Genomic DNA, 19,277 nt, shown 5'->3' on the forward strand with positions numbered 1-19,277 from the left:
GAAGAGAGAGACACGGCTCATGAAGAAACTAAAGCAGAAGATACTTCACTTAAGTCTGGAGAAGAAACTGATCGCGGCGTTCTCCGCCTTTATCATCGTTCCCCTCCTGCTGATCGGCGGCATCGTATCCTGGGTATACGTGGAGAATAACCGGAGTACGATGATTGATGCCGCCGTGGAGAACAACAAACAAATTATTAAAAATATCGACACCTCCCTGCAACCGCTGCTGCGACTGTCCATGTTTCCGATTCAGGATTCCACGGTGTATGCCATTATGCGCAAGGATTACGGCAAGGTGACGTATCCATTGCTTGAACGGGGGCAGGATTTCGATAAAGTGAACGGCTTGATCCAGAGCGGGATCATGCTGTATTCGGATTTGATTGACTCCGTTGTCATCTATCACGAGAACAGTCAGTCGATTATTGGCCGAAGCAACAGGGAATATATGAACTTCGCTTATTTCAAGGAGCAGTTTACCCGTGAGCCTTTTGTCCAGAAGATCAGAGGAGCCCATGGTCGCCTTGTCCCTGTAGGGATTCGTCAGGAGCGGCTGCTGTCAGCCAAGGGAATTCCGGTCGTGTCGGTTGGCCGGGCCATCATGGATCCGTACACGAAGGAGGATCTTGGGTTTATCCTCTTTAACATTTCGGTGGATAAACTCAAGACGCTGTGGAGCGATACGGCATTTTCCGAGAATACGAATTTCTATCTGATCGATGAAGCCGATCATATCGTGCATAGCGTCCACCCCGAGGAAATCGGGCTGTCGGCATCCGAAGTATTGGGGAATGATTTTCAATATAACGCAGACGGCGAAGTGAACACGAAGATCAATCGGGATACCTACATGATTTCTTCTTCCTCTTCTTTGGCTAATTGGAAGGCGGTTACGGTCATTCCGAAGAAGGATTTGTTCTCGATTGTCTATCTTATGGTTGCCATCTTAATCGCCGCATTGATTCTGCTGCTCGTGCTGTCCATCCTGATCTCGGCACGCATTGCGACCACGATCATGAAACCGCTGGCGGTGCTGAACAGCAAAATGAAGCTTGTCTCCCAAGGTCAGCTTGACGTAAGCTTTGATACGAGACAGCACGGCGAAATCGGTGTGATCAGCCATACCGTAGACCAGATGCTGCAGGAAATTCGCGATTTAATCGAGCGGATCTATGTGGAGGAAGAGGAGAAGCGGAATCTAGAGATGAATGCGCTGCAGTCGCAGATTCGTCCGCATTTTATATATAACACGCTGAACGTCATCAAGTGGATGGCCAAGATTCAGGGGGCAACCGGCATTGAAGAAGCGCTTCAGGCTTTCTCTTCGGTCATCAAGTTTACGGTGAAGAAGGAAGGCGACTACGTGACCATTGCGGAGGAAGTCCAATTCATGGAGAATTATACGAAAATTCTCGATTTCCGCTATTTTAATAAATTTGATGTCACGTATGAGGTGGATCCGGCCGTAATGAATCATAGGACCTTGAAGTTTCTGCTTCAGCCCCTTGTGGAGAACGCAGTTTTCCATGGCTTCGAAGGTATCGATTACAAGGGAAGCCTTGTGATATCGATTTATGAGGAACTGGATGCGCTCATCATGAAAGTAAGTGATAACGGACGCGGTTTTCCGGAGGGTGGACAAGCGAAGGTGGAGCAGGGCGGTCCGCAGGATACCTTCAACTCGATCGGATTGAACAATATACGGAACCGGATATCCCTTCATTTTGGGCCGGAATACGGCTTGTGGATCAAGAGGGGAGAGCATGGCGGAACCGTGGCATGGCTTCGGCTTCCGATCATCACAGAAGAAACAGGGTGATAAGCAAGTGCGAATACTTATAGTAGATGACGAGCCCCTCGTTCGGATCGGGATCAAATCAGCGATTGACTGGGGGGCCCAGGGCGTGGACATTGTGGGTGAGGCTGGCGACGGAGAAGAAGCGCTGCGCATGATAACGGAAACCGCGCCTGACGTGGTGCTGCTGGATATCAAAATGCCGAAGATGGACGGGATCGAGGTACTCCGGGCGGTTAAGGACCGGCAGCTTCCTGTGCAGGCCATTGTGCTGAGCAGTTTCGATGATATTACGTATGTGAAGGAAGCTTTGAAGCTGGGGGCGTTCGATTATTTTCACAAACCCGACATGAATGAACGCGAGCTGACCGCGATGCTGAAGAGCGTCCGGGAGCAGTTTGGAAGCCGGGGGGGTCCCGCTCAAGTAGGGCCGAGTGCAGCGGGCAACCGGAAGGAGCAGATGTTATATGACGCTCTCCATGGCCATGTTCATGATTTGCATGAAACGGGGCTTAAAGAGGGCAACATGTACGTCGTCCTTTTCAAAATCAAAAATTATCACACGATCATCCAAAGGTATACCAAAGAAACCGAGTCAATCCTGCCGAATACGGTGCAGAACGTGGTCAGCGAGATTCTGTCCACGGAGAAGGAAGTTGAATATCTTCAGCTGGACGAGCAGTGCAGCGCCGTATTCATCAGCAACAGCGAGCTGAAAAGCCTGCTGGCTTCGTTGACGCGTGTAAATAAAATGGTGCAGATGATCAGCTCCGCGCTCAAGCGCTTTGTGAACATAGACATCGTTTTGGGCATCAGCGACTGGTTTGCCGATTTCGACGGTATTCGGAAGGGCTATGAGCAAGCAGGAACCGCGTTAGCCCATCAATTTTACCACCCGGATACGTCGATATTCTATTATCAGCATCTGAAGCAGAAGAGTGAGAGTGTCTATAAACAGGCGGATGCTTATTTAAGCCAGATGAAGTCTGCGCTCAAGGAAGAAGCGAACGACCGGTTTATGGAGTTGCTGTCCCAGTGGGAGAAGTTTCTGGCGCAAGAGGAATGCATGGAAGAGAAGGATGTCCGTAAGGTATACGAAGGTCTGCTGTTTATGATCGGGGAGAGCGGCGGAGGTGTGCCGGGCGGGGCCGTTCAAGAAGAGGTAGCAGCCTTTGAAGAGATCCACAATTTCCAGCAGCTGTCGGCTGCGTACCGGGCCAGATTCGAGGAGCGGTTTAAGAACCGCAACCATCTGGAGATGAAGGGATACAGCCAGCTCACGCGCAATATTATGGAGTATACGGAAAAGCACTACCCGGAGAGCCTCTCGTTAAAATTGTTCGGGGACTTATTTCATGTCAGCCCGAATTATGTCAGTCGTCTGTTTAAGCAAGAGGTCGGTCAAGGCCTGTTCGATTATATTAATGAGCTCCGGATCGAAAAGGCGAAGACGCTCCTTAAGGACTACCGCTACAAAATTTATGACGTTGCCGAGATGGTAGGGTTTAATAATCAGGCCCATTTTGCGATTGTATTTCAAAAATACACGGGCTTTTCTCCTAAGCAGTATAGGAAAGAAGAAGTGTGATATTCGAAAAGAAAGTGTTATTTTTCATAAAAACGCTCTTGCCGTGCAATCTATTTATAAAAAAATAGTCAATTTTAAAAAATTAATCATCATTTGATTAATTTTTTTTATTGCTTCCGCTCTTTATCATTAAGGAGCAAGGTAAAACGAAAAGAAACGTGGGGGGTAGCATCATGGGTAAATTGAACAAGAAGTTTTCGGCCATGCTGGTGTTGTGCCTGGCTCTTGTTGTTGGTTTAACCGCTTGCGGCGGCAATAAAAGCGCTGACAATAAAGATAATGGAGCCGCAGATGCGGAAAAAGTAACAGTGAATTTCGGATTCTGGGGTACGGCACAGGATTTGGAGATTTATCAGAAAGCGGCGGACACCATCTCCGAGCAATATCCGGAGCTTGAACTGAAAATCAAACAATATCCAAGCAGTGAGCAATTCTGGAACACGCTTCCGGGTGAAATCGCTGCCGGCGTTGCACCTGATTTCATTAAGATGTCCAACGAAGGTGCTTACGAGTACATCAACAAAGGATTGTTCTCGCCAATCGATGACCTGGTTCAAGCAACGGGCGTTGACATGAACCGTTTCCCGGATGCATCGAAGAAAATCTGGAACGTGGATGGAAAACAATACGGTGTGCCGAACAGTGATATGCCGGCGATGTTCTTCATCAACGAGCAAATGTGGAAAGATGCTGGCCTCGGCGAGTACCCAACCACTTGGGATGAAGTGATCAAAGCGGCGAAAGTGCTGAACAAAGGCGATGTGAAGGGCATTATCGTCAATCTGGATGCCTTCCATATTACGAACTACGTGAAGAGCTTCGGCGGCGGCTGGGGCAATGGTGAGACCATCAACTCGCCAGAGAACGTCAAAGCGCTGGAAATGATCATCGATATGTATGACCAAGGACTGGCTGTAACTCCTAAATCAGTCGGCTTTGGCTGGGACGGCGAAGTATTCAGCAACGAGCAGGGCGCTATGAGTACAGGCGGTTACTGGTACAAAGGTTACCTGAAGGATGCAAATCCGGACCTGAAAATGGTAGCTATTCCGGTACCAAAAGGAACAACCAACGGAAGCACCATGAGCTCTGACGCTTATATGGTACTGAAAGACGCGAAGAACAAAGAAGCTGCGCTCAAAGCTGCTTATTACATGACCAATGACGATACGCAAACCGCATTCATGGAGCTTGGCTTTAATCCGGCGGTAGCCTCATTGTCCGAGCAGTATTTCGAGAAAAACCCTGAATTCAAGGCGCTGCAGCCTGCGCTGGAGTACAGCACAGACTATGGTTATCCGACAGATACCAAGCGTTTCACGGATGAACTCGTGAAAGAATTGGAAGGCTTGATTCTAGGTGGCTCCGGTAAAACGGCTCAGCAAATTCTCGACGATATTCAAAGCCAGTTCAAATAAGAAAAAGGCAACACCCGCTCCCGCTCCTTGTTCTAAGGGAGCGGGAGCGGGTGTTAAATGATCCATTCAATTTAAGCCATGGAAGCGGGGGATAAATTATGTCCGATTACAGCAGCAAGCACGCTGATATGAAAGGGAACAAGATCAGGCAATCCTGGTTCCGTTCGCTGGCAGACTCCGACAAAACGCTGGGCTGGTTGTTTACGCTGCCCTTTTTGATTTTATGGGCGTGGTGGTTTCTCTATCCATTTATCCAGTCTTTCGTAAGGAGTTTTCAGGATGCGAATTTCGCTGCCTTGGACCAGGCGAAATTCATCGGCCTCGAAAACTATGTCACCATTCTTCAAGATAAGGAATTCTTCCAGGCGCTGCTTCACTCCCTGGAAATCGTTGTCATCTCGATTCCGATTCAGACCCTGCTGGGTCTGCTCCTGGCGATCCTGGTCAACCAGAAGCTGAAGGGCAAGGGAATATTCCGGACGGTATTCTTCATTCCGTACATTACCTCGCAAATCGCGATCACCACGGTGTTCATGATGCTCTTCAAGAAGGGTACCTTCCTGACGGAATTTTTCGGAGCGTTGGGCTTCGGGAATGTGACATGGTTTGCGGATACTAACTATGCGCTCTTATTCGTATGTATTCTGTTTATCTTTCAACAAGCCGGCTTCACCATGATTGTGTATTTGTCGGGTCTACAGGAAATTCCGAAGGATCTGTATGAAGCGAGCGAGATTGACGGAGCGTCCAAGTGGAACAAATTCCGCTACATTACGGTGCCGTTCCTGAAGCCGATCACGTTCTTCATCGTGTCGGTATCAACGATTGCCGGCTTCCAGATCTACGATCAGATTGCAGCGATTTCCCGGTATGGCGCACTCGGTTCGCCAGCGGGCGCTACCAGTACGGTGGTTACGTATTTCTACCAGCACGGAATCCGTTACATGAACATTGGATACGGAAGCGCGGCGGTGGTGCTGTTCTTCATGATCATCATGCTGATTACGTATCTGCAAAAAAAATTCTTGGATGAGAAGGAGTGAGGGGAATGTTGACCCGTACGAATAACGGTCGGCTGTTTCTGTATATCGGCACGATCATCCTTGGGCTCTTATTTGCCCTTCCTTTTCTCTATACCCTCTATACGTCTATCATCCCGATGCGCCATGTCAATACACTGACGTCGCCGGCCAACTGGACGCTCGAGAACTTTAAAATCTTCTTCACGAATGATGCGTACAACGTGCCGAGATGGTTTCTGAACACCGTGATCATGACCGGCGTCGTTGTCATCGGGAACCTGATCATTAACCCGATGGCCGGCTTTGCCCTGGCCAAGCTGAATTTCAAGGGAAAAGGTCTGATTTATTGGATCGTCGTTGCCACCATGATGGTGCCATACCATATGATCCTGATCCCGGTATATGTGAATGTGGCACAGCTCGGTTGGCTGAACACATTCTGGGGGTTAACGGTACCGTTCCTATATCAAGGTCTGTACATCTTCATGCTCCGCCAGTTCTTCATCTCGGTTCCGAATGAGTTTCTGGAAGCTGCGCGGATGGATGGCCTGACGAAGATGGGCGCTTTCTGGCGGATCGTCTACCCGCTGGCCCGTTCATCGCTGATTACGATGTCGATTCTTGCTTTTGCCGGAACCTGGAACAGTTACCTTGTTCCGAGTACGCTTGCGAATACGCCGGAAATGTATGTGCTGGTTGTGGGTCTGAACAGCGTGAAGGATATGTTCTTTGAGAATACGCCGATGATTATGGCGGGGGTTGTACTGTCCACGCTGCCGATCATCCTGTTCTTCTTCCTGTTCCAGCGCCAATATATTGAGGGGATTTCGAACGCCGGCGTGAAAGGTTGATATAAAAGCCTTGGGAGGGATTAGATATGGATAACGTGGAACAGCGTGCAAAGGATCTTGTCGCGCAGATGACCTTGACCGAGAAGGTTGGTCAGACGGTGCAGTACGGCCGGTGCGAGGAGCAGGAGCTGAAGCTGGTTGCCGAAGGCAAGATCGGATCGCTGCTGAATGTGCATGGTCCGAAAAAGATCAACGAGCTCCAGCGGCTGGCCGTGGAGAAAACGCGGCTGGGGATTCCCCTTCTCATCGGGGATGATGTCATTCACGGTTTTCGCACCATCTTTCCGATTCCGCTCGGCGAAGCCGCCAGCTGGGATCCCGAAGGGATGGAGAAGAACGCTCGCATTGCAGCGGTAGAGGCCGCAGCGGAAGGCATCCGCTGGACGTTTGCCCCGATGGTTGACATCACGCGTGATCCCCGTTGGGGCCGCATCGCGGAGAGCACGGGGGAGGACATCTATCTGTCCTCCCTGGCCGCTGCCGCGAAGGTCAGAGGATTTCAAAGTCCGAATGAGGACGGCTACCCGACGGTGGCGGCATGCGTGAAGCATTTTGCCGGTTACGGCTGGATCGAAGGCGGCCGGGACTATGACACGACGGACATGTCGGAGCGGACGCTCCGGGAAACCGTGCTTCCCCCGTTCTATCACGGGATTCAGGCCGGGGCTCTGTCCGTGATGAGTGCCTTCAGCGAACTGAACGGCGTTCCGGCTTCCGGCAGTCGGTATCTGCTGCGGGATATATTAAAGCAGGAATGGGGCTTTGACGGCATGGTGGTCAGCGATTGGGAGTCGATTGAAGAGCTGATCCACCATGGCTATGCGGAAGACCGGAAGGATTCCGCGTTGAAGGGATTGAACGCCGGCGTCGACATGGACATGCACGCCGGAGTCTATCTCGATCATCTGGAAACGCTGGTCCAGGAAAACCCTGAGCTGCTTAAGCTATTGGACGATGCGGTTCTCCGCATATTACAGGTAAAAATTCGCCTTGGATTGTTCGAGAATCCGTATGTGAGCGAAGATGCTGAAGGCGCCGGAGATCCGCTGAAAGGGCAAGCCATTCCAGCGGATCATCTGGCTCAGGCTAGGGACAGCGCCCGTAGATCGATCGTGCTGCTGCAGAATAACGGCGGAATTTTGCCGTTGGATACCAGTAAGCACAAGAGACTGGCGTTAATTGGGCCGCTGGCGGATGACCGCCACAATTCGATGGGCTGCTGGGCTTGGAAAGGCCGCGATGAGGACGTCGTCACGGTATGGGATGCTTTTCAATCGGAAATCGCACCTAAAGCCGAGGTATTCTATGAGCAGGGCAGCGGCATTCTGGAGGAACTGGATGGGGGAGTAGAACGGGCTGTGGAGCTCGCCAGACAGTGTGATGCCGCCGTGGTCGTTGTGGGTGAATCCGAAGCGATGACGGGCGAGCATTACAACGTAACGTCCATCACGCTTCCATCCTGCCAGGAGCGCCTGATTCAGGAGCTGAAACGCCAGACCGACACGCCGATCGTCGTCGTCCTGATGAACGGACGTCCGCTTGCCACTCCATGGCTGCATGAACATGCGGATGCTGTGGTTGAAGCGTGGCATTTGGGAACCACCACAGGTCATGCGCTTGTGGACGTGCTCACCGGCGCTTACAATCCGAGTGGTCGCCTGCCGGTTACCGTTCCGCGTGCGACGGGCCAAATTCCGATGTATTACAACCGGAAGAATACCGGACGTCCTCATTTGTACGAAGATTATATCGATTGCGATGATTCTCCGCTGTATCCGTTCGGGTATGGCCTCAGTTATACAACGTTCGAATATACGGATTTGCAGCTGGATCGGCATCAAATCGGCTGGGACGAGACCGTACATGTATCCGTGAGCATAACGAATACCGGATCCAGAGCCGGCGAGGAAACCGCGCAGCTGTATATCCGCGACTTGGTGGCAAGCTCTACCCGGCCGGTCAAAGAGTTGAAGGGATTCCGCAAGGTACAGCTGCAGCCCGGCGAGAACCGAACGGTGCATTTTACGCTGGGGCGTGAAGAGCTGGGGCTCTTGGATGAGAGGCTTGCGTTTACGGTCGAGCCCGGGAAGTTCCATGTCTGGGTCGGCCCGCATTCGGAAGAAGGATTGCAGGCTGAGCTTGTGGTTGTTGAGTAAACCGGAATCAAAGGGGGATTTATGCATGGACTACCGCGTAATTAAAGAAGGAGACGTATTTTTTCTGACCGGGCTTAATGGAGATATCGTCCTCGGGGATGATCAAGGCCATGGGTTATATACGAAGGATACGCGTTTCCTGAGCCGCATGGAGCTGTTCATCGACGGCGAGAAGCCTTCGCTCTTGTCCTCTACGGGCGACAAGAGTTATGTGGCATCCTTCCGCCTAATGAAGGATACAAAGGATGTAGGGGCGATTGAAGTGCTTCGGGAGCGTTTCATCTATAATGGCATCCTGTACGAGCGCTGCACCTTGACCAATTATTTTGTGACGGATTCGAATATCGAGTTCACGGTTTCCTTTGATGCCGATTTTCAGGATATGTTCCTGGTGCGTAAATATCGTACCGGGGAAGTTGGCAAGATGGAGGGTATACGGACAGGCGATCAAGATATGACGCTGGCCTATGTCGGCGCCGACAACCTGAAAAGGCAGACACGCATTACTTGGGATGCGGATGGCGGCCAAGCGGATGAATCCGGGAATGTTTCGTTCCCTTTGTCCCTGAAAGCCAAAGAGCAGAAGGTTATTACGTTCTTTGTTTCGCCGATGACGGAGCAGCATACCGCAGCGGAGCCGTTGACCTACGAAGAGGGGTTGAAGAAGCTCGAAGCCTCCTATGAAGCTTGGTACGCGAACAGCTCGCAGGTCCAGTCGGACTCCGCGCTGTTCAGCGGCTTGTACCAGAGAGGACTGCAGGATCTGCGCATGCTGACGACCGATGTAGGCTTCGGCGATACAACGGTCGCGGGGCTGCCGTGGTTCGCGGTTCCATTCGGCAGAGACAGCTTGATCACGGCCCTGTTCATGCTTCCGGTGAATCCGCTCCATGCCAAGGGGACCCTGAGAACGCTCGCAGCTTATCAAGGTGAGAAAACCGATCCTTGGCGGGATGAGCAGCCGGGCAAAATCATGCATGAGATTCGCTATGGTGAGCTGGTCACGACGAACCAATCCCCGTTCTCGCCGTACTACGGCACCATCGACTCCACGCCGCTGTTTCTGGCGCTGATCGGCGAATATTACCGCTGGACGGGCGATCTTTCCTTGGCGGAGGAGCTTAAGCCAAACATGCTGCGGGCATTGGATTACATCGATGCCGCGCTTGAAGCGGGCTCCGGCTTCATGGCCTACAAACAGGAAGCGGAGAAAGGCTTTCCGAACCAGGGCTGGAAGGATTCCGCCAACTCGATCATTCATGAGAACGGGGAGTACGCGGAATCTCCGATCGCGCTGTCGGAGGTTCAGGGTTACGTGTATCAAGCGAAGAAATCGCTGGCACCCGTCTTCGCAGAGCTGGGCGAGCCGGATCTGGCCCGTAAGCTGGAGACGGAAGCCGAGGAGCTTCGCGCCCGTTTCGAAGCGGCCTTCTGGATGGAGGATCAGCAGTGTTATGCCATCGCTTTGGATAAGGACCTGCGTCAGGTCCGAAGCGTCACCTCGAACCCGGGGCATCTGCTCATGAGCGGACTGCCGGAAGAGAGCCGGGCGAAAGCCCAGTCCGAGCGGATGCTCCGAAACGATATGTTTAACGGATACGGTATTCGTACGATGAGCACAGACTCCACCGGATATTATCCGGTGAGCTATCACAATGGCAGCGTATGGCCGCATGACAATGCCATGATCCTGCTGGGTCTCGGCAAGCAAGGATTCAAAGCTGAGGCAGGCAAGGTGATCTCCGGCCTGCTGCAGGCTTCCGCACATTTTGAATACCAGCGTCTGCCGGAGCTGTTCTGCGGACATGATGCGAAGCTGGGCCATCCGGTTCCGTACCCGACAACCTGCTCGCCGCAGGCATGGGCGGCCGGAACCTCGATTGTCTTCCTACAGGCAATGCTCGGATTGTATCCGAATGCGGTGACCAAGGAAATCGCATTGTCCCCGTTCCTTCCGGAAGGGATGAATGAACTGAAGGCCGAACGGATTGCGATCGGAAGCGGCCATCTGTCCGTCAGCGTCGTGCGTGAAGCTGACGGCAGCACGTTCCGCGTGGAAGTGCTTGAGAATACAACCGGATTTAATCTCGTTGGCTGATCGGTCATAAGATATATAGCGGAACAACCTGCCTCTTAGCATTTAAGGGGCAGGTTGTTTTTTTGTTGAAATATTAGGAACATATGTTCTATAATAATGAAGCGAGTTCGAACAACATATTAGTGTATACATATTGGATTGGAGAGAACATATGAATTCCTATTGTACATATGCATTACATCAGATTGAGGTTGCTATCGTTTCCATTGTTGCGATTATCGACAAGCTCGATGAAGCGGATTTGCACGTTAAGCCGACAGAGGGTAAATATTCTGTCGGGGAACTGCTTAAGCATATCGCCGTCATTTGCCGAGCCGATTTCCACATATCCGGAGGAGCCACGCAAGAGGAGATGAGCACCTATTATGCAAGTGTATCGTTAAATAACCTGAAGAATTTACAGGCTGAATTATTAAGCAGCTATTCTTATCTGGAGCAGGCGTTTAGAGAGATGACAGAAGAAGAGCTCCATCAGGAGATGACGTCCTACTGGGGTGTCACCTATTCGAGGTATGAATGGCTGCTCGAAATCGTGGCGCATGTGTATCACCACAGAGGACAACTGCATGCGATGCTGGTTCATTGTAACGGGAAGGATCCGAAGGTACCGTTATTCGAATAGCCTTTGCCCGCAGAAGAACTAAAGGAGGGGCCACGCAACGAAACATGTGGGATTCGTATGTAATTCAAGGTATGCAAAAGGCACCCCAAATCCGGAAATGACCGGAAATGGGGTGCCTTTTAACCCTTTTTATTAGCCTTTCTAGCTGTTTACATCGGATCTGGCAATATGGGCATTTGCCCAATCCGCATGGTCGTAGCCAGTGCCGTCTCCGCCATCAATGACGACCAGTTTCAGTACGTTTGCGCCTGAGATATCAGCATGAACTTTTTTGGCGGAATCAGATCCGGTAACAAGCCCGCTGTCATATACCTTCTCGCCGTCTGCCCAAATTTGAAAGACGACCGATCCTCTATTTCCCACTTCATCATCAATTCCGATATCTGCGGTAAATGTCGAGAAGTTGCCGCCTATATAATAAGCAATCTCAGCATTCGCATGCACACCTAAGCCTTTCGTATATTCTACGCCGCCAATAGTTATGGTTTTTCCGTCGTCTTTTGCTTTTTCACCGTTGCTTTGATCCCGTTCTACGGGCCCCCAATGATTTGCGGAATGAATCCATTCCACATCACTTACATAAGAATCGGCAGCTGGGAGCCGTTCTGGTATCCAGACTATAGAGCCGGCACTCCATTCTGTTTGCTTATTATTTTCTCCATATTTAAATGAGACGGCTGCATCTAATTTTGCGAATCCAGGCTCAACAGTATCAGGGGGCGTCACACGCCAATCTGTTTCAATCGAACTTCCAGGCGAAAGATGGGTGACCAGAGGATCGGTTACTGCCTCTACACTCCAACCATCGGGGGCCGTTAAGTCCAATTGGATGGCCTTGACTGTGTTTTGTCCATAATTTGTAAATTTCGTGGTTAATAGGGCGGTTTCACCCGGAATAACGTAGTTATTACGATAAGAAAATGTGGTTGCCGATTGGACATCAATCGTGTAATGCGCTTCGGGAATCCATTGCTTACGGTAAAAGTCACGTCCTTGGACTACGACCCTGTCATCGTAAATTTGCACATACAATCCTTGGCTTTCGTCCCAGTTTACTGTCGGTGCGAAGGTTGTATAATAGACAGAGGCTGTATTGATGCTCGTAAATTCATTCTGTGTTAGGTTAATATTTGGAAGTCGCATATCCCGATGGGTATGGCCAGAGAATAAAATAACTTGCGGATACTTCGAGAAGAGATCGGTTAGACGCTTTTCTGCTGCTTCATATACGGCGGAAAGGGGCTGATGAAGAAAAACAAACATAGGCTTCTCGCTCTTGCTGCGTTTCTCCAAAGTATCTTCCAGCCAATTCAACTGCTCGTCGCTCAGATAGGCATCGTCTTTGGCGGGAGAATCGACAGGCCCCCAGCTTTCAGAGCCAAGGAATATAAAAGGATAGCCGTTCACCATTTTCTCGTAATACACATGCTCCTCTTCGATAAAGTCTGCGAACCGATTGGTGTTCACTTCATTTCCAGCTCCATTAAAAAACTCATGATTCCCAATGGTCATATACAGATTCATCGGTTTAGGCGATTGATCAAGAAGCTCGCGAGCCTTTGCATATTCTTCGGGAAAACCGTTATTCGTTATATCTCCGTTGATGACCATAGCATCTGCCAGCGGGTCAATGGAATGCAGGTCGTGAAGCGCTTTCGAAAGCTTGTTATGAGAGAACGATGTATCCCTAATATGCAGGTCACTGATCACTTGAAAGGTTGCTTTTGGTTTTTTTTCATTTGCATTTATGTCCCCTTGGGCTGATTGCGCGTGCACTGGAGCACCTAAGGGGATAAGCATACAAGCGGCTAAACCGAGACAAGCCATTACTTTTTTCATTATTATACCCTCCTCAAACGTTCATATAGTTTTCACTTCGCTTTTCTCGGTACAGCTACTGCGGACCATTAGTTTTGTCGGCAAATAGCTGATCAATGGCAAAGGTATCCCCCCTTCCATGCGCTGAAGCAGTAATTTGACTGCGATTCTCCCCATTTCCTCCTTGTGGACCTGTACCGTTGTTAACGGAGGGTTAATGAATTCTGACATTTCGACATTATCAAAAGAAACAACAGATATATCATTTGGAATCGATAGCCCATATTCACCAATTGCCTTGTACGCCCCAAATGCCATTTTGTCGCTAGCTGTAAATACGGCCGAGGGCGGACTCTGCGTGTTTAAAATTTTTTTCATGGCTTCATAACTCTTGGTTAGATCAAAGCAGCCGTCTTGAACCCACTCCGGAATAATGTCAAGATGGTTAAACTCCATCGCTTCTTTATAACCATAGAAACGTTCTTCTTGATCAATCGGCATTCCAACTTGAGAGCTTCCGCCAATATAAGCAATTTTGCGATGACCAAGATCTACCAAATATTGAACTGCTTGCATTGCCGCATTACGAAAATCCACCGTAACATAATCAATGTCCAGCTTAGGTATTCCGCCCACCGATATGACAAATGGAACCCGCTTATTAAGCTCATTTATAAAATCATGCTTAAGCGGTCCGATACAAATAACTCCTAAGTCACTCTCGTTCATATCCCCGAATAAATTGAAATTGAAAATATCTTGCACCTCAAATGTAAAGTCCAATATACATTCTTGATCAAGCAATTCACTTTCGATCCCGTAAATGATCTCTGAAAAATACGGATCTTGGTATTTAGCTTTTACATCATATAAAGCGAGTCCCACTCTCTTTGGAACTTTTTTATTCACTGAAAAATTCTCATTTTTTTGCAGTGAATTGTTAAACTTATGGTAACCCAGGTCCTTGGCAACTTGAATAATGCGCAGACGCGTTTGGTCGTTTACAAGTGCTGTTGAGTTTGCGTTGTTTAAAGCCCTCGATACAGAAGAAATAGATACATTTGCATGGTCGGCAATGTCTTTTAAAGTTATTTTCATTTCGGCATAACACCTGTCTATTGAATTTTCGGAAAGCGCTTACCTTTCCCTTTGTCGCAATCTTATTCTACATTGGAAAATTATTCAACATTTTTTTTGCGCAATTTTTCATTTTTTTCTGCAAATGTCCCCGATAACCTTGGCAGATCCCGCCGGTCCGGGAATGTATCGAAGTGAGATGGTGTTAGCGTGGTCTTTAAGGTGATGCTATATCATGAATTCGTCGTTCGCGCCATGATATTTGTTACATTGAGTTGATATTCTTTTAAATTCGACAAAATAATACAAATTTCGCTATAGACTATGGCTAAATCATTCCTCTATGATAGATATTAAATAGTTTGGCGAGCTATTCTGAAAGCGCTATCCTAACCTCTTCGCTGAACCGAATGATCCTAAGTCTAGGGGGAATCCAACAAACCAGGGATATAGCAGAATCTGTTGTTAACTGAATAGTAAGCGTATACATGATATATCGAAGCCTTGATGAGTGCCGTTAACACAGATTTTACATATCGTTAATACTGTCATGATCTTATCGCTTTATCATAAGAGTGTTCGGTAGAAGGGGGACACGCACTTATGGCAGATCAAAGGACACGGCGTCTTCCCGTAATCGCTTCGATTACCAAGCTGGAACAGATCGATGCAGCTGTGAACAGCACGGTGGAGCGTGTGAACCTGATGACAGGCGATATCATAAAACTCAGGGATATCGTTAATCGACTTCACTCCTCAGGCAAAAAAGTGTTTGTTCATCTGGAGATGGTAAGCGGCATTGGCCGGGATAATTCGGCTGTGCAGTATTTGGCGGATTCGTACAAGATCGACGGGATTATTACGACGAAGACGAATACGGTATTGGCTTCGCGCCAAGCGGGCATTAGCTCGATACAGCGAGTGTTTGCCATTGATACGACAGCTTTAAGAACCGCAGTGAAAATGATCGGACAAGCCCGTCCGGATGAGGTGGAATTAATGCCGGGACTCATACCCCGCGTGATCCGCGACCTGAAGAAGGAAATTCACTGTCCGCTTATTGTGGGAGGTTTTTTACGAAGCGAGGAAGAAATCGATGAGGCGCTGGCAAATGGTGCAGACCTCGTATCTACAGGAGATACGCGTTTTTGGACGTAAGATTCCCTGTACGGTTGATGGATTAACTATAATTACATATTTGCTAGGGGTGGAGACGATGAGATAACCCGAGTAGCAGCTACTTTAGCTTTTATAGGAGGTGGTGGCTCTTAGGTTGCGCTCTTTTGACGTCTCTATTTTTGTGCGCTTTTTAAGGGGTAGACGGGTTGATTGGATGGGGGAATCCCCCCATCTTAGGATCCGCGTGCAGTTGAACCGGCCATTTGATGAAGTGGATAGACAGCAGTGATGAAGATGAATGATGAATAGATTCGAGAGGGGACAACAGATCATCTATGAAAAAGAAATCATGGTTGTTAATGTTACTGACCATATTTATGGTTATTACCACGGCTTGCGGAGGCGGCGGTGGAAGTGAAAGTGCCGGAGGAGAGGTTTCGCTCGACGATGTGGAAGCTGCTTCGATGGATATGAAGAATGATACAACGCCTGTCAAAATCCAGTACTGGCATGCCCATGCGGATGCTCAACTGGAAGGCTTGAACTACATGATCGCAGAGTTCCAGAAGAAGTACCCACATATTACGGTAGAACCGGTGTTCCAAGGCGGCTATCCTGATCTTCACAAAAAATTATCGGCTGCAGTAGCAGCGAACGATGTACCGGCCGTTACTAATGTTGAGGTATCTTCACTCGCTAACTTTGCGGATAGCGGCGTTTTTGCCGATCTGGGTCCGTGGATTAAGCGCGACGAAGTGAAGATGGACGATTTCGCTCAAGGTATGCTGAACGCTTATGCATACAACGGGAAACAATTCGGATTCCCTCTGATCGTCAGCACCAGCGTATTCGTCTACAACAAAACGATGCTGGACGAGCTGGGCGTAGAGCCTCCTGCGAAATGGGATGAGATCGAGGATTTCAATGCGAAAGTAACGAAAAAGGAAGGCGACAAAACGACGCGTTATGCTTTCTCTGTCCCAGGCTGGGACACATGGTACTATGACCCGTGGAACATTAACGGCGGTGGACAAATTCTGACGGAGGACCTGAGTGCCTCGGCTGTCGAGAATGAGGATTCTCTCCGTTACCTCCAGAATTTCTACAAGTGGCAAAATGACGGCAGCATGCATATGGGCTTCGGTAAAGGGGCCTCCGATAATATGCGTCAAATGTTCCTGAACGGTGAAATCGCGATGGTACAGCATACTTCCGCGATGCTGAAAATGTACCGCGAGAATGCGAACTTCGAGGTTGGCGTATCTTTCATCCCTGGTGATAAAGTACGGACCTCCAACATCGGCGGCGCGGGGATCGTCATGATGGACGGTGCCGAGGATCTGGAGAAGGAAGCGGCTTGGAAATTCATCGAGTTCATGACTTCGGCGGAGCAAAACATTAAGTGGGCTGAATCCGTTGGATACCTGCCGACAAGAAAATCCGCAATCGAGTCTGAGGAAGGCGATCAATATTTCGAAAGATGGCCGCAATACAGAGCGGTATACGAGCACTTTGACGAAGTGACACCGCGCATGCAGCACCCGGCTTACCCTGAATTCAGCGAAGTTTACAAAGAAGTCGTAGGGGAAATGGTGCTGAACAAAAAAGATCCGACACCACTTATGCAGGATGCAGCCAAGAAGATCAACGATATTCTGGCTGACTATGAGTGATGCCTATGGAGACCAATAAACATATGACAAAGGCGGCGTCCAATCGGGCGACCGCTTCGGTCTCTAAACGGATCTCCCATACGTTGATCGAGAAGTGGAAGGACTTCTCGTTCGCGGTCCCGGCGTTGTTATTCATGGGCGTGTTCCTGTATTATCCTCTGGGTTATTCCGTGTACATCAGCTTTACGAACTGGAATATGACGCGGCCCATGAAGAAGTTCGTGGGCGTCGATAACTATACGCGCTTGCTGTCAAACTCGGATTTCTATCACTCCTTGAAGGTCACGTTCTTGTACACCGTTATGGACGTAGTGTTCACGCTTGTCATCGGGCTGCTGCTGGCGCTGCTGCTCAACGTGTCATCCTCACGGTTGTTCGGTTTCATGCGCGGCGTTATCTTCATGCCGTATTATGTCTCGATGGTTGTCGCCGCCATGGTATTTACCTGGATTTACAACGGGCAATATGGGCTGCTGAATTCCATTGTCTCCTGGTTCGGCATGGAACCGGTCGAATGGCTGACCAACCCTTCGACGGCATTGCCGGCGCTGGTTGCCGTTTCGGTCTGGAAGGGCGTCGGTTTTGCGATGATCCTCTTTATCGCGGGCATGCGTGGGATTCCGGCCGAGTATTATGAGGCGGCTTCGATTGATGGAGCCAGCAAGTTCCGGCAGTTCCGCAACATTACGCTGCCGCTCTTGTCGCCTATGACACTGTTTCTTGTCATCACGAGCTTTATCTCCTCCATGCAGGTGTTCCAGTCCATCGACGTCATGACGGACGGCGGCCCGCTCAAGGCAACAAACGCGATTGTGTACTGGATCTATACGATGGCCTTTGATGAATTCAAAACAGGAAGAGCCTCGGCGCTTGTCATGATTCTGTTTGTAATCATATTGCTGTTAACATTGGTACAATGGGTGGTCAGCAGGAAGAAGGTGCACTATGAAGGATAATTATATGGCTGGATCCGCCAAATACCGAAAGACCATGATGACGCTCCGCATTATCGGAGCCGTGATCGTGACGCTCGTCATGTTCTTTCCGGTGTATTGGCTGCTGATCAGCGCGCTCAAGACACAGTCTGAGATGCGGATGGCCGTACCTACATTCTGGCCGGAAACCTTTGCCTGGCAGAACTTTGCCGAAGCTTTCCGGGTTATCCCATATGCGCGATTTTTCGGCAATACGCTGCTGATGGCTGTCGGAACGATTATTCTGCAGCTGAACGTGGCGCTTATGGCGGCGTATGCATTTGCGAAGGGGAAGTTCTGGGGAAGGGACGCTCTATTCTTGCTCGTTCTCACCGCATTGATCGTACCGGAGCAGGTTATTTTCGTTCCGGTATACGTCATGATGTCCAAGCTGGATTGGCTGAATACGTTCTGGGCGCTCATCGTGCCTCACGGGGCTTCCGCCTACGCGATATTCCTGCTCAGGCAGGCGTTCAAATCGATTAACAACGACGTGCTGGAAGCGGCACGCGTGGATGGAGCCGGTCGTTTCTCCATACTGTACAAGCTTTTATTCCCGATGGCGATGCCGACGATCGTTACCATGGGCGTGTTGATCTTCATCTCGTCCTGGAACTCGTATTTCTGGCCGCTAATCATGACTAATAACAACGACATGCGCGTGCTAACGGTAGGTATTGCGATGCTGAGGGATTCCATCGCTGGAAATGAAGCCATGTTCTTCAATGTCATTATGGCGTCCAGCGTCATGGCGATTATCCCGATCGTGCTGGTCTTTACGGTCATGCAGAAGCATATCGTGGCCGCGATGGCGAATTCGACGTTTAAATAACCGCATAACCGGATGATGTAGGTATTCTAGACGGTATGGATATGGTGGGTAAGCATACACCGCCATGCCGTCTCTCTGTTTTCTCCCGAAGGTTATGATCTGCTGCAGACAGCAGGGATCGGAAAGTTCATGGCGAACAGTCCTATAGAGCTTCAAATGGTATCCCGATTACGTAACTCAGTCCGTTAACGTACGGTACTGGCCGTGATCGAGGCCATCAATCGACTTAAA

Annotated in this window: 14 protein-coding genes; 12 read left to right on the plus strand and 2 right to left on the minus strand. The window is 49.6% G+C overall.

Annotated features, from left to right (window positions below; translation table 11 throughout):
* The first annotated feature begins 19 nt into the window (after nt 1-19).
* From MHH48_RS02655 to MHH48_RS02690, 8 genes are all read left to right on the plus strand, one after another.
* Entirely contained in the window at nt 20-1,822 is a 1,803-nt protein-coding gene (locus MHH48_RS02655) for a sensor histidine kinase (RefSeq protein WP_076322398.1), read from the plus strand.
* Between the two features lie 7 nt (nt 1,823-1,829).
* Entirely contained in the window at nt 1,830-3,386 is a 1,557-nt protein-coding gene (locus tag MHH48_RS02660; protein ID WP_076322680.1) for a response regulator, read from the plus strand.
* Between the two features lie 173 nt (nt 3,387-3,559).
* Nucleotides 3,560-4,804, plus strand: coding sequence for a sugar ABC transporter substrate-binding protein (locus MHH48_RS02665; RefSeq protein WP_076322397.1), 1,245 nt, complete (start codon nt 3,560-3,562; stop codon nt 4,802-4,804).
* Nucleotides 4,805-4,902: 98 nt separating this feature from the next.
* Complete coding sequence (locus tag MHH48_RS02670; RefSeq protein ID WP_076322396.1) at nt 4,903-5,847, plus strand: sugar ABC transporter permease; 945 nt, start codon at nt 4,903-4,905, stop codon at nt 5,845-5,847.
* 5 nt (nt 5,848-5,852) lie between these two features.
* Complete coding sequence (locus MHH48_RS02675) at nt 5,853-6,677, plus strand: carbohydrate ABC transporter permease (protein WP_076322395.1); 825 nt, start codon at nt 5,853-5,855, stop codon at nt 6,675-6,677.
* Nucleotides 6,678-6,703: 26 nt separating this feature from the next.
* A complete protein-coding gene (locus MHH48_RS02680; protein WP_076322394.1) occupies nt 6,704-8,833 on the plus strand; it encodes a glycoside hydrolase family 3 N-terminal domain-containing protein in 2,130 nt (709 codons plus the stop codon).
* Nucleotides 8,834-8,858: 25 nt separating this feature from the next.
* Nucleotides 8,859-10,931 carry an amylo-alpha-1,6-glucosidase gene (locus tag MHH48_RS02685; protein WP_076322393.1) on the plus strand — a complete coding sequence of 691 codons (2,073 nt, stop codon included), beginning with the start codon at nt 8,859-8,861 and terminating at the stop codon, nt 10,929-10,931.
* A gap of 151 nt (nt 10,932-11,082) precedes the next feature.
* On the plus strand, nt 11,083-11,553 hold the full coding sequence (locus tag MHH48_RS02690; protein WP_076322392.1) for a DinB family protein: 471 nt from the start codon (nt 11,083-11,085) through the stop codon (nt 11,551-11,553).
* A gap of 141 nt (nt 11,554-11,694) precedes the next feature.
* On the opposite strand, the gene MHH48_RS02695 is transcribed toward MHH48_RS02690, so the two are convergent.
* Together MHH48_RS02695 and MHH48_RS02700 are read right to left on the minus strand one after the other, a co-directional pair.
* Nucleotides 11,695-13,392: an NPCBM/NEW2 domain-containing protein gene (locus tag MHH48_RS02695; RefSeq protein WP_076322391.1), complete on the minus strand. Its 1,698-nt coding sequence runs from the start codon at nt 13,390-13,392 to the stop codon at nt 11,695-11,697.
* Between the two features lie 21 nt (nt 13,393-13,413).
* Complete coding sequence (locus MHH48_RS02700; protein ID WP_076322390.1) at nt 13,414-14,469, minus strand: LacI family DNA-binding transcriptional regulator; 1,056 nt, start codon at nt 14,467-14,469, stop codon at nt 13,414-13,416.
* A gap of 582 nt (nt 14,470-15,051) precedes the next feature.
* Between MHH48_RS02700 and MHH48_RS02705 the strand changes: the two genes are divergently transcribed.
* The 4 genes from MHH48_RS02705 (at nt 15,052) to MHH48_RS02720 (ending at nt 19,046) form a co-directional block, all read left to right on the plus strand.
* Complete coding sequence (locus MHH48_RS02705; RefSeq protein WP_076322389.1) at nt 15,052-15,606, plus strand: glycerol-3-phosphate responsive antiterminator; 555 nt, start codon at nt 15,052-15,054, stop codon at nt 15,604-15,606.
* A 296-nt stretch (nt 15,607-15,902) separates the two neighbouring features.
* Complete coding sequence (locus MHH48_RS02710) at nt 15,903-17,240, plus strand: ABC transporter substrate-binding protein (protein WP_076322388.1); 1,338 nt, start codon at nt 15,903-15,905, stop codon at nt 17,238-17,240.
* Nucleotides 17,241-17,245: 5 nt separating this feature from the next.
* On the plus strand, nt 17,246-18,196 hold the full coding sequence (locus MHH48_RS02715) for a sugar ABC transporter permease (RefSeq protein ID WP_076322387.1): 951 nt from the start codon (nt 17,246-17,248) through the stop codon (nt 18,194-18,196).
* Entirely contained in the window at nt 18,186-19,046 is an 861-nt protein-coding gene (locus MHH48_RS02720; RefSeq protein WP_076322386.1) for a carbohydrate ABC transporter permease, read from the plus strand. The genes MHH48_RS02715 and MHH48_RS02720 overlap by 11 nt, the downstream gene beginning before the upstream one ends.
* Nucleotides 19,047-19,277: the final 231 nt, after the last annotated feature.

The organism is Paenibacillus sp. FSL F4-0100 (assembly GCF_037993005.1).
GTDB lineage: Bacteria > Bacillota > Bacilli > Paenibacillales > Paenibacillaceae > Paenibacillus_AQ.

Bases quoted from the DNA above. Each gene is read 5' to 3' on its own strand.
- MHH48_RS02705 (WP_076322389.1), top strand. From the start codon at position 15,052: ATGGCAGATCAAAGGACACGGCGTCTTCCCGTAATCGCTTCGATTACC.
- MHH48_RS02685 (WP_076322393.1), top strand. From the start codon at position 8,859: ATGGACTACCGCGTAATTAAAGAAGGAGACGTATTTTTTCTGACCGGG.
- MHH48_RS02720 (WP_076322386.1), top strand. From the start codon at position 18,186: ATGAAGGATAATTATATGGCTGGATCCGCCAAATACCGAAAGACCATG.
- MHH48_RS02670 (WP_076322396.1), top strand. From the start codon at position 4,903: ATGTCCGATTACAGCAGCAAGCACGCTGATATGAAAGGGAACAAGATC.
- MHH48_RS02665 (WP_076322397.1), top strand. From the start codon at position 3,560: ATGGGTAAATTGAACAAGAAGTTTTCGGCCATGCTGGTGTTGTGCCTG.
- MHH48_RS02680 (WP_076322394.1), top strand. From the start codon at position 6,704: ATGGATAACGTGGAACAGCGTGCAAAGGATCTTGTCGCGCAGATGACC.
- MHH48_RS02675 (WP_076322395.1), top strand. From the start codon at position 5,853: ATGTTGACCCGTACGAATAACGGTCGGCTGTTTCTGTATATCGGCACG.
- MHH48_RS02715 (WP_076322387.1), top strand. From the start codon at position 17,246: ATGGAGACCAATAAACATATGACAAAGGCGGCGTCCAATCGGGCGACC.
- MHH48_RS02695 (WP_076322391.1), bottom strand. From the start codon at position 13,392: ATGAAAAAAGTAATGGCTTGTCTCGGTTTAGCCGCTTGTATGCTTATC.
- MHH48_RS02690 (WP_076322392.1), top strand. From the start codon at position 11,083: ATGAATTCCTATTGTACATATGCATTACATCAGATTGAGGTTGCTATC.
- MHH48_RS02710 (WP_076322388.1), top strand. From the start codon at position 15,903: ATGAAAAAGAAATCATGGTTGTTAATGTTACTGACCATATTTATGGTT.
- MHH48_RS02655 (WP_076322398.1), top strand. From the start codon at position 20: ATGAAGAAACTAAAGCAGAAGATACTTCACTTAAGTCTGGAGAAGAAA.
- MHH48_RS02700 (WP_076322390.1), bottom strand. From the start codon at position 14,469: ATGAAAATAACTTTAAAAGACATTGCCGACCATGCAAATGTATCTATT.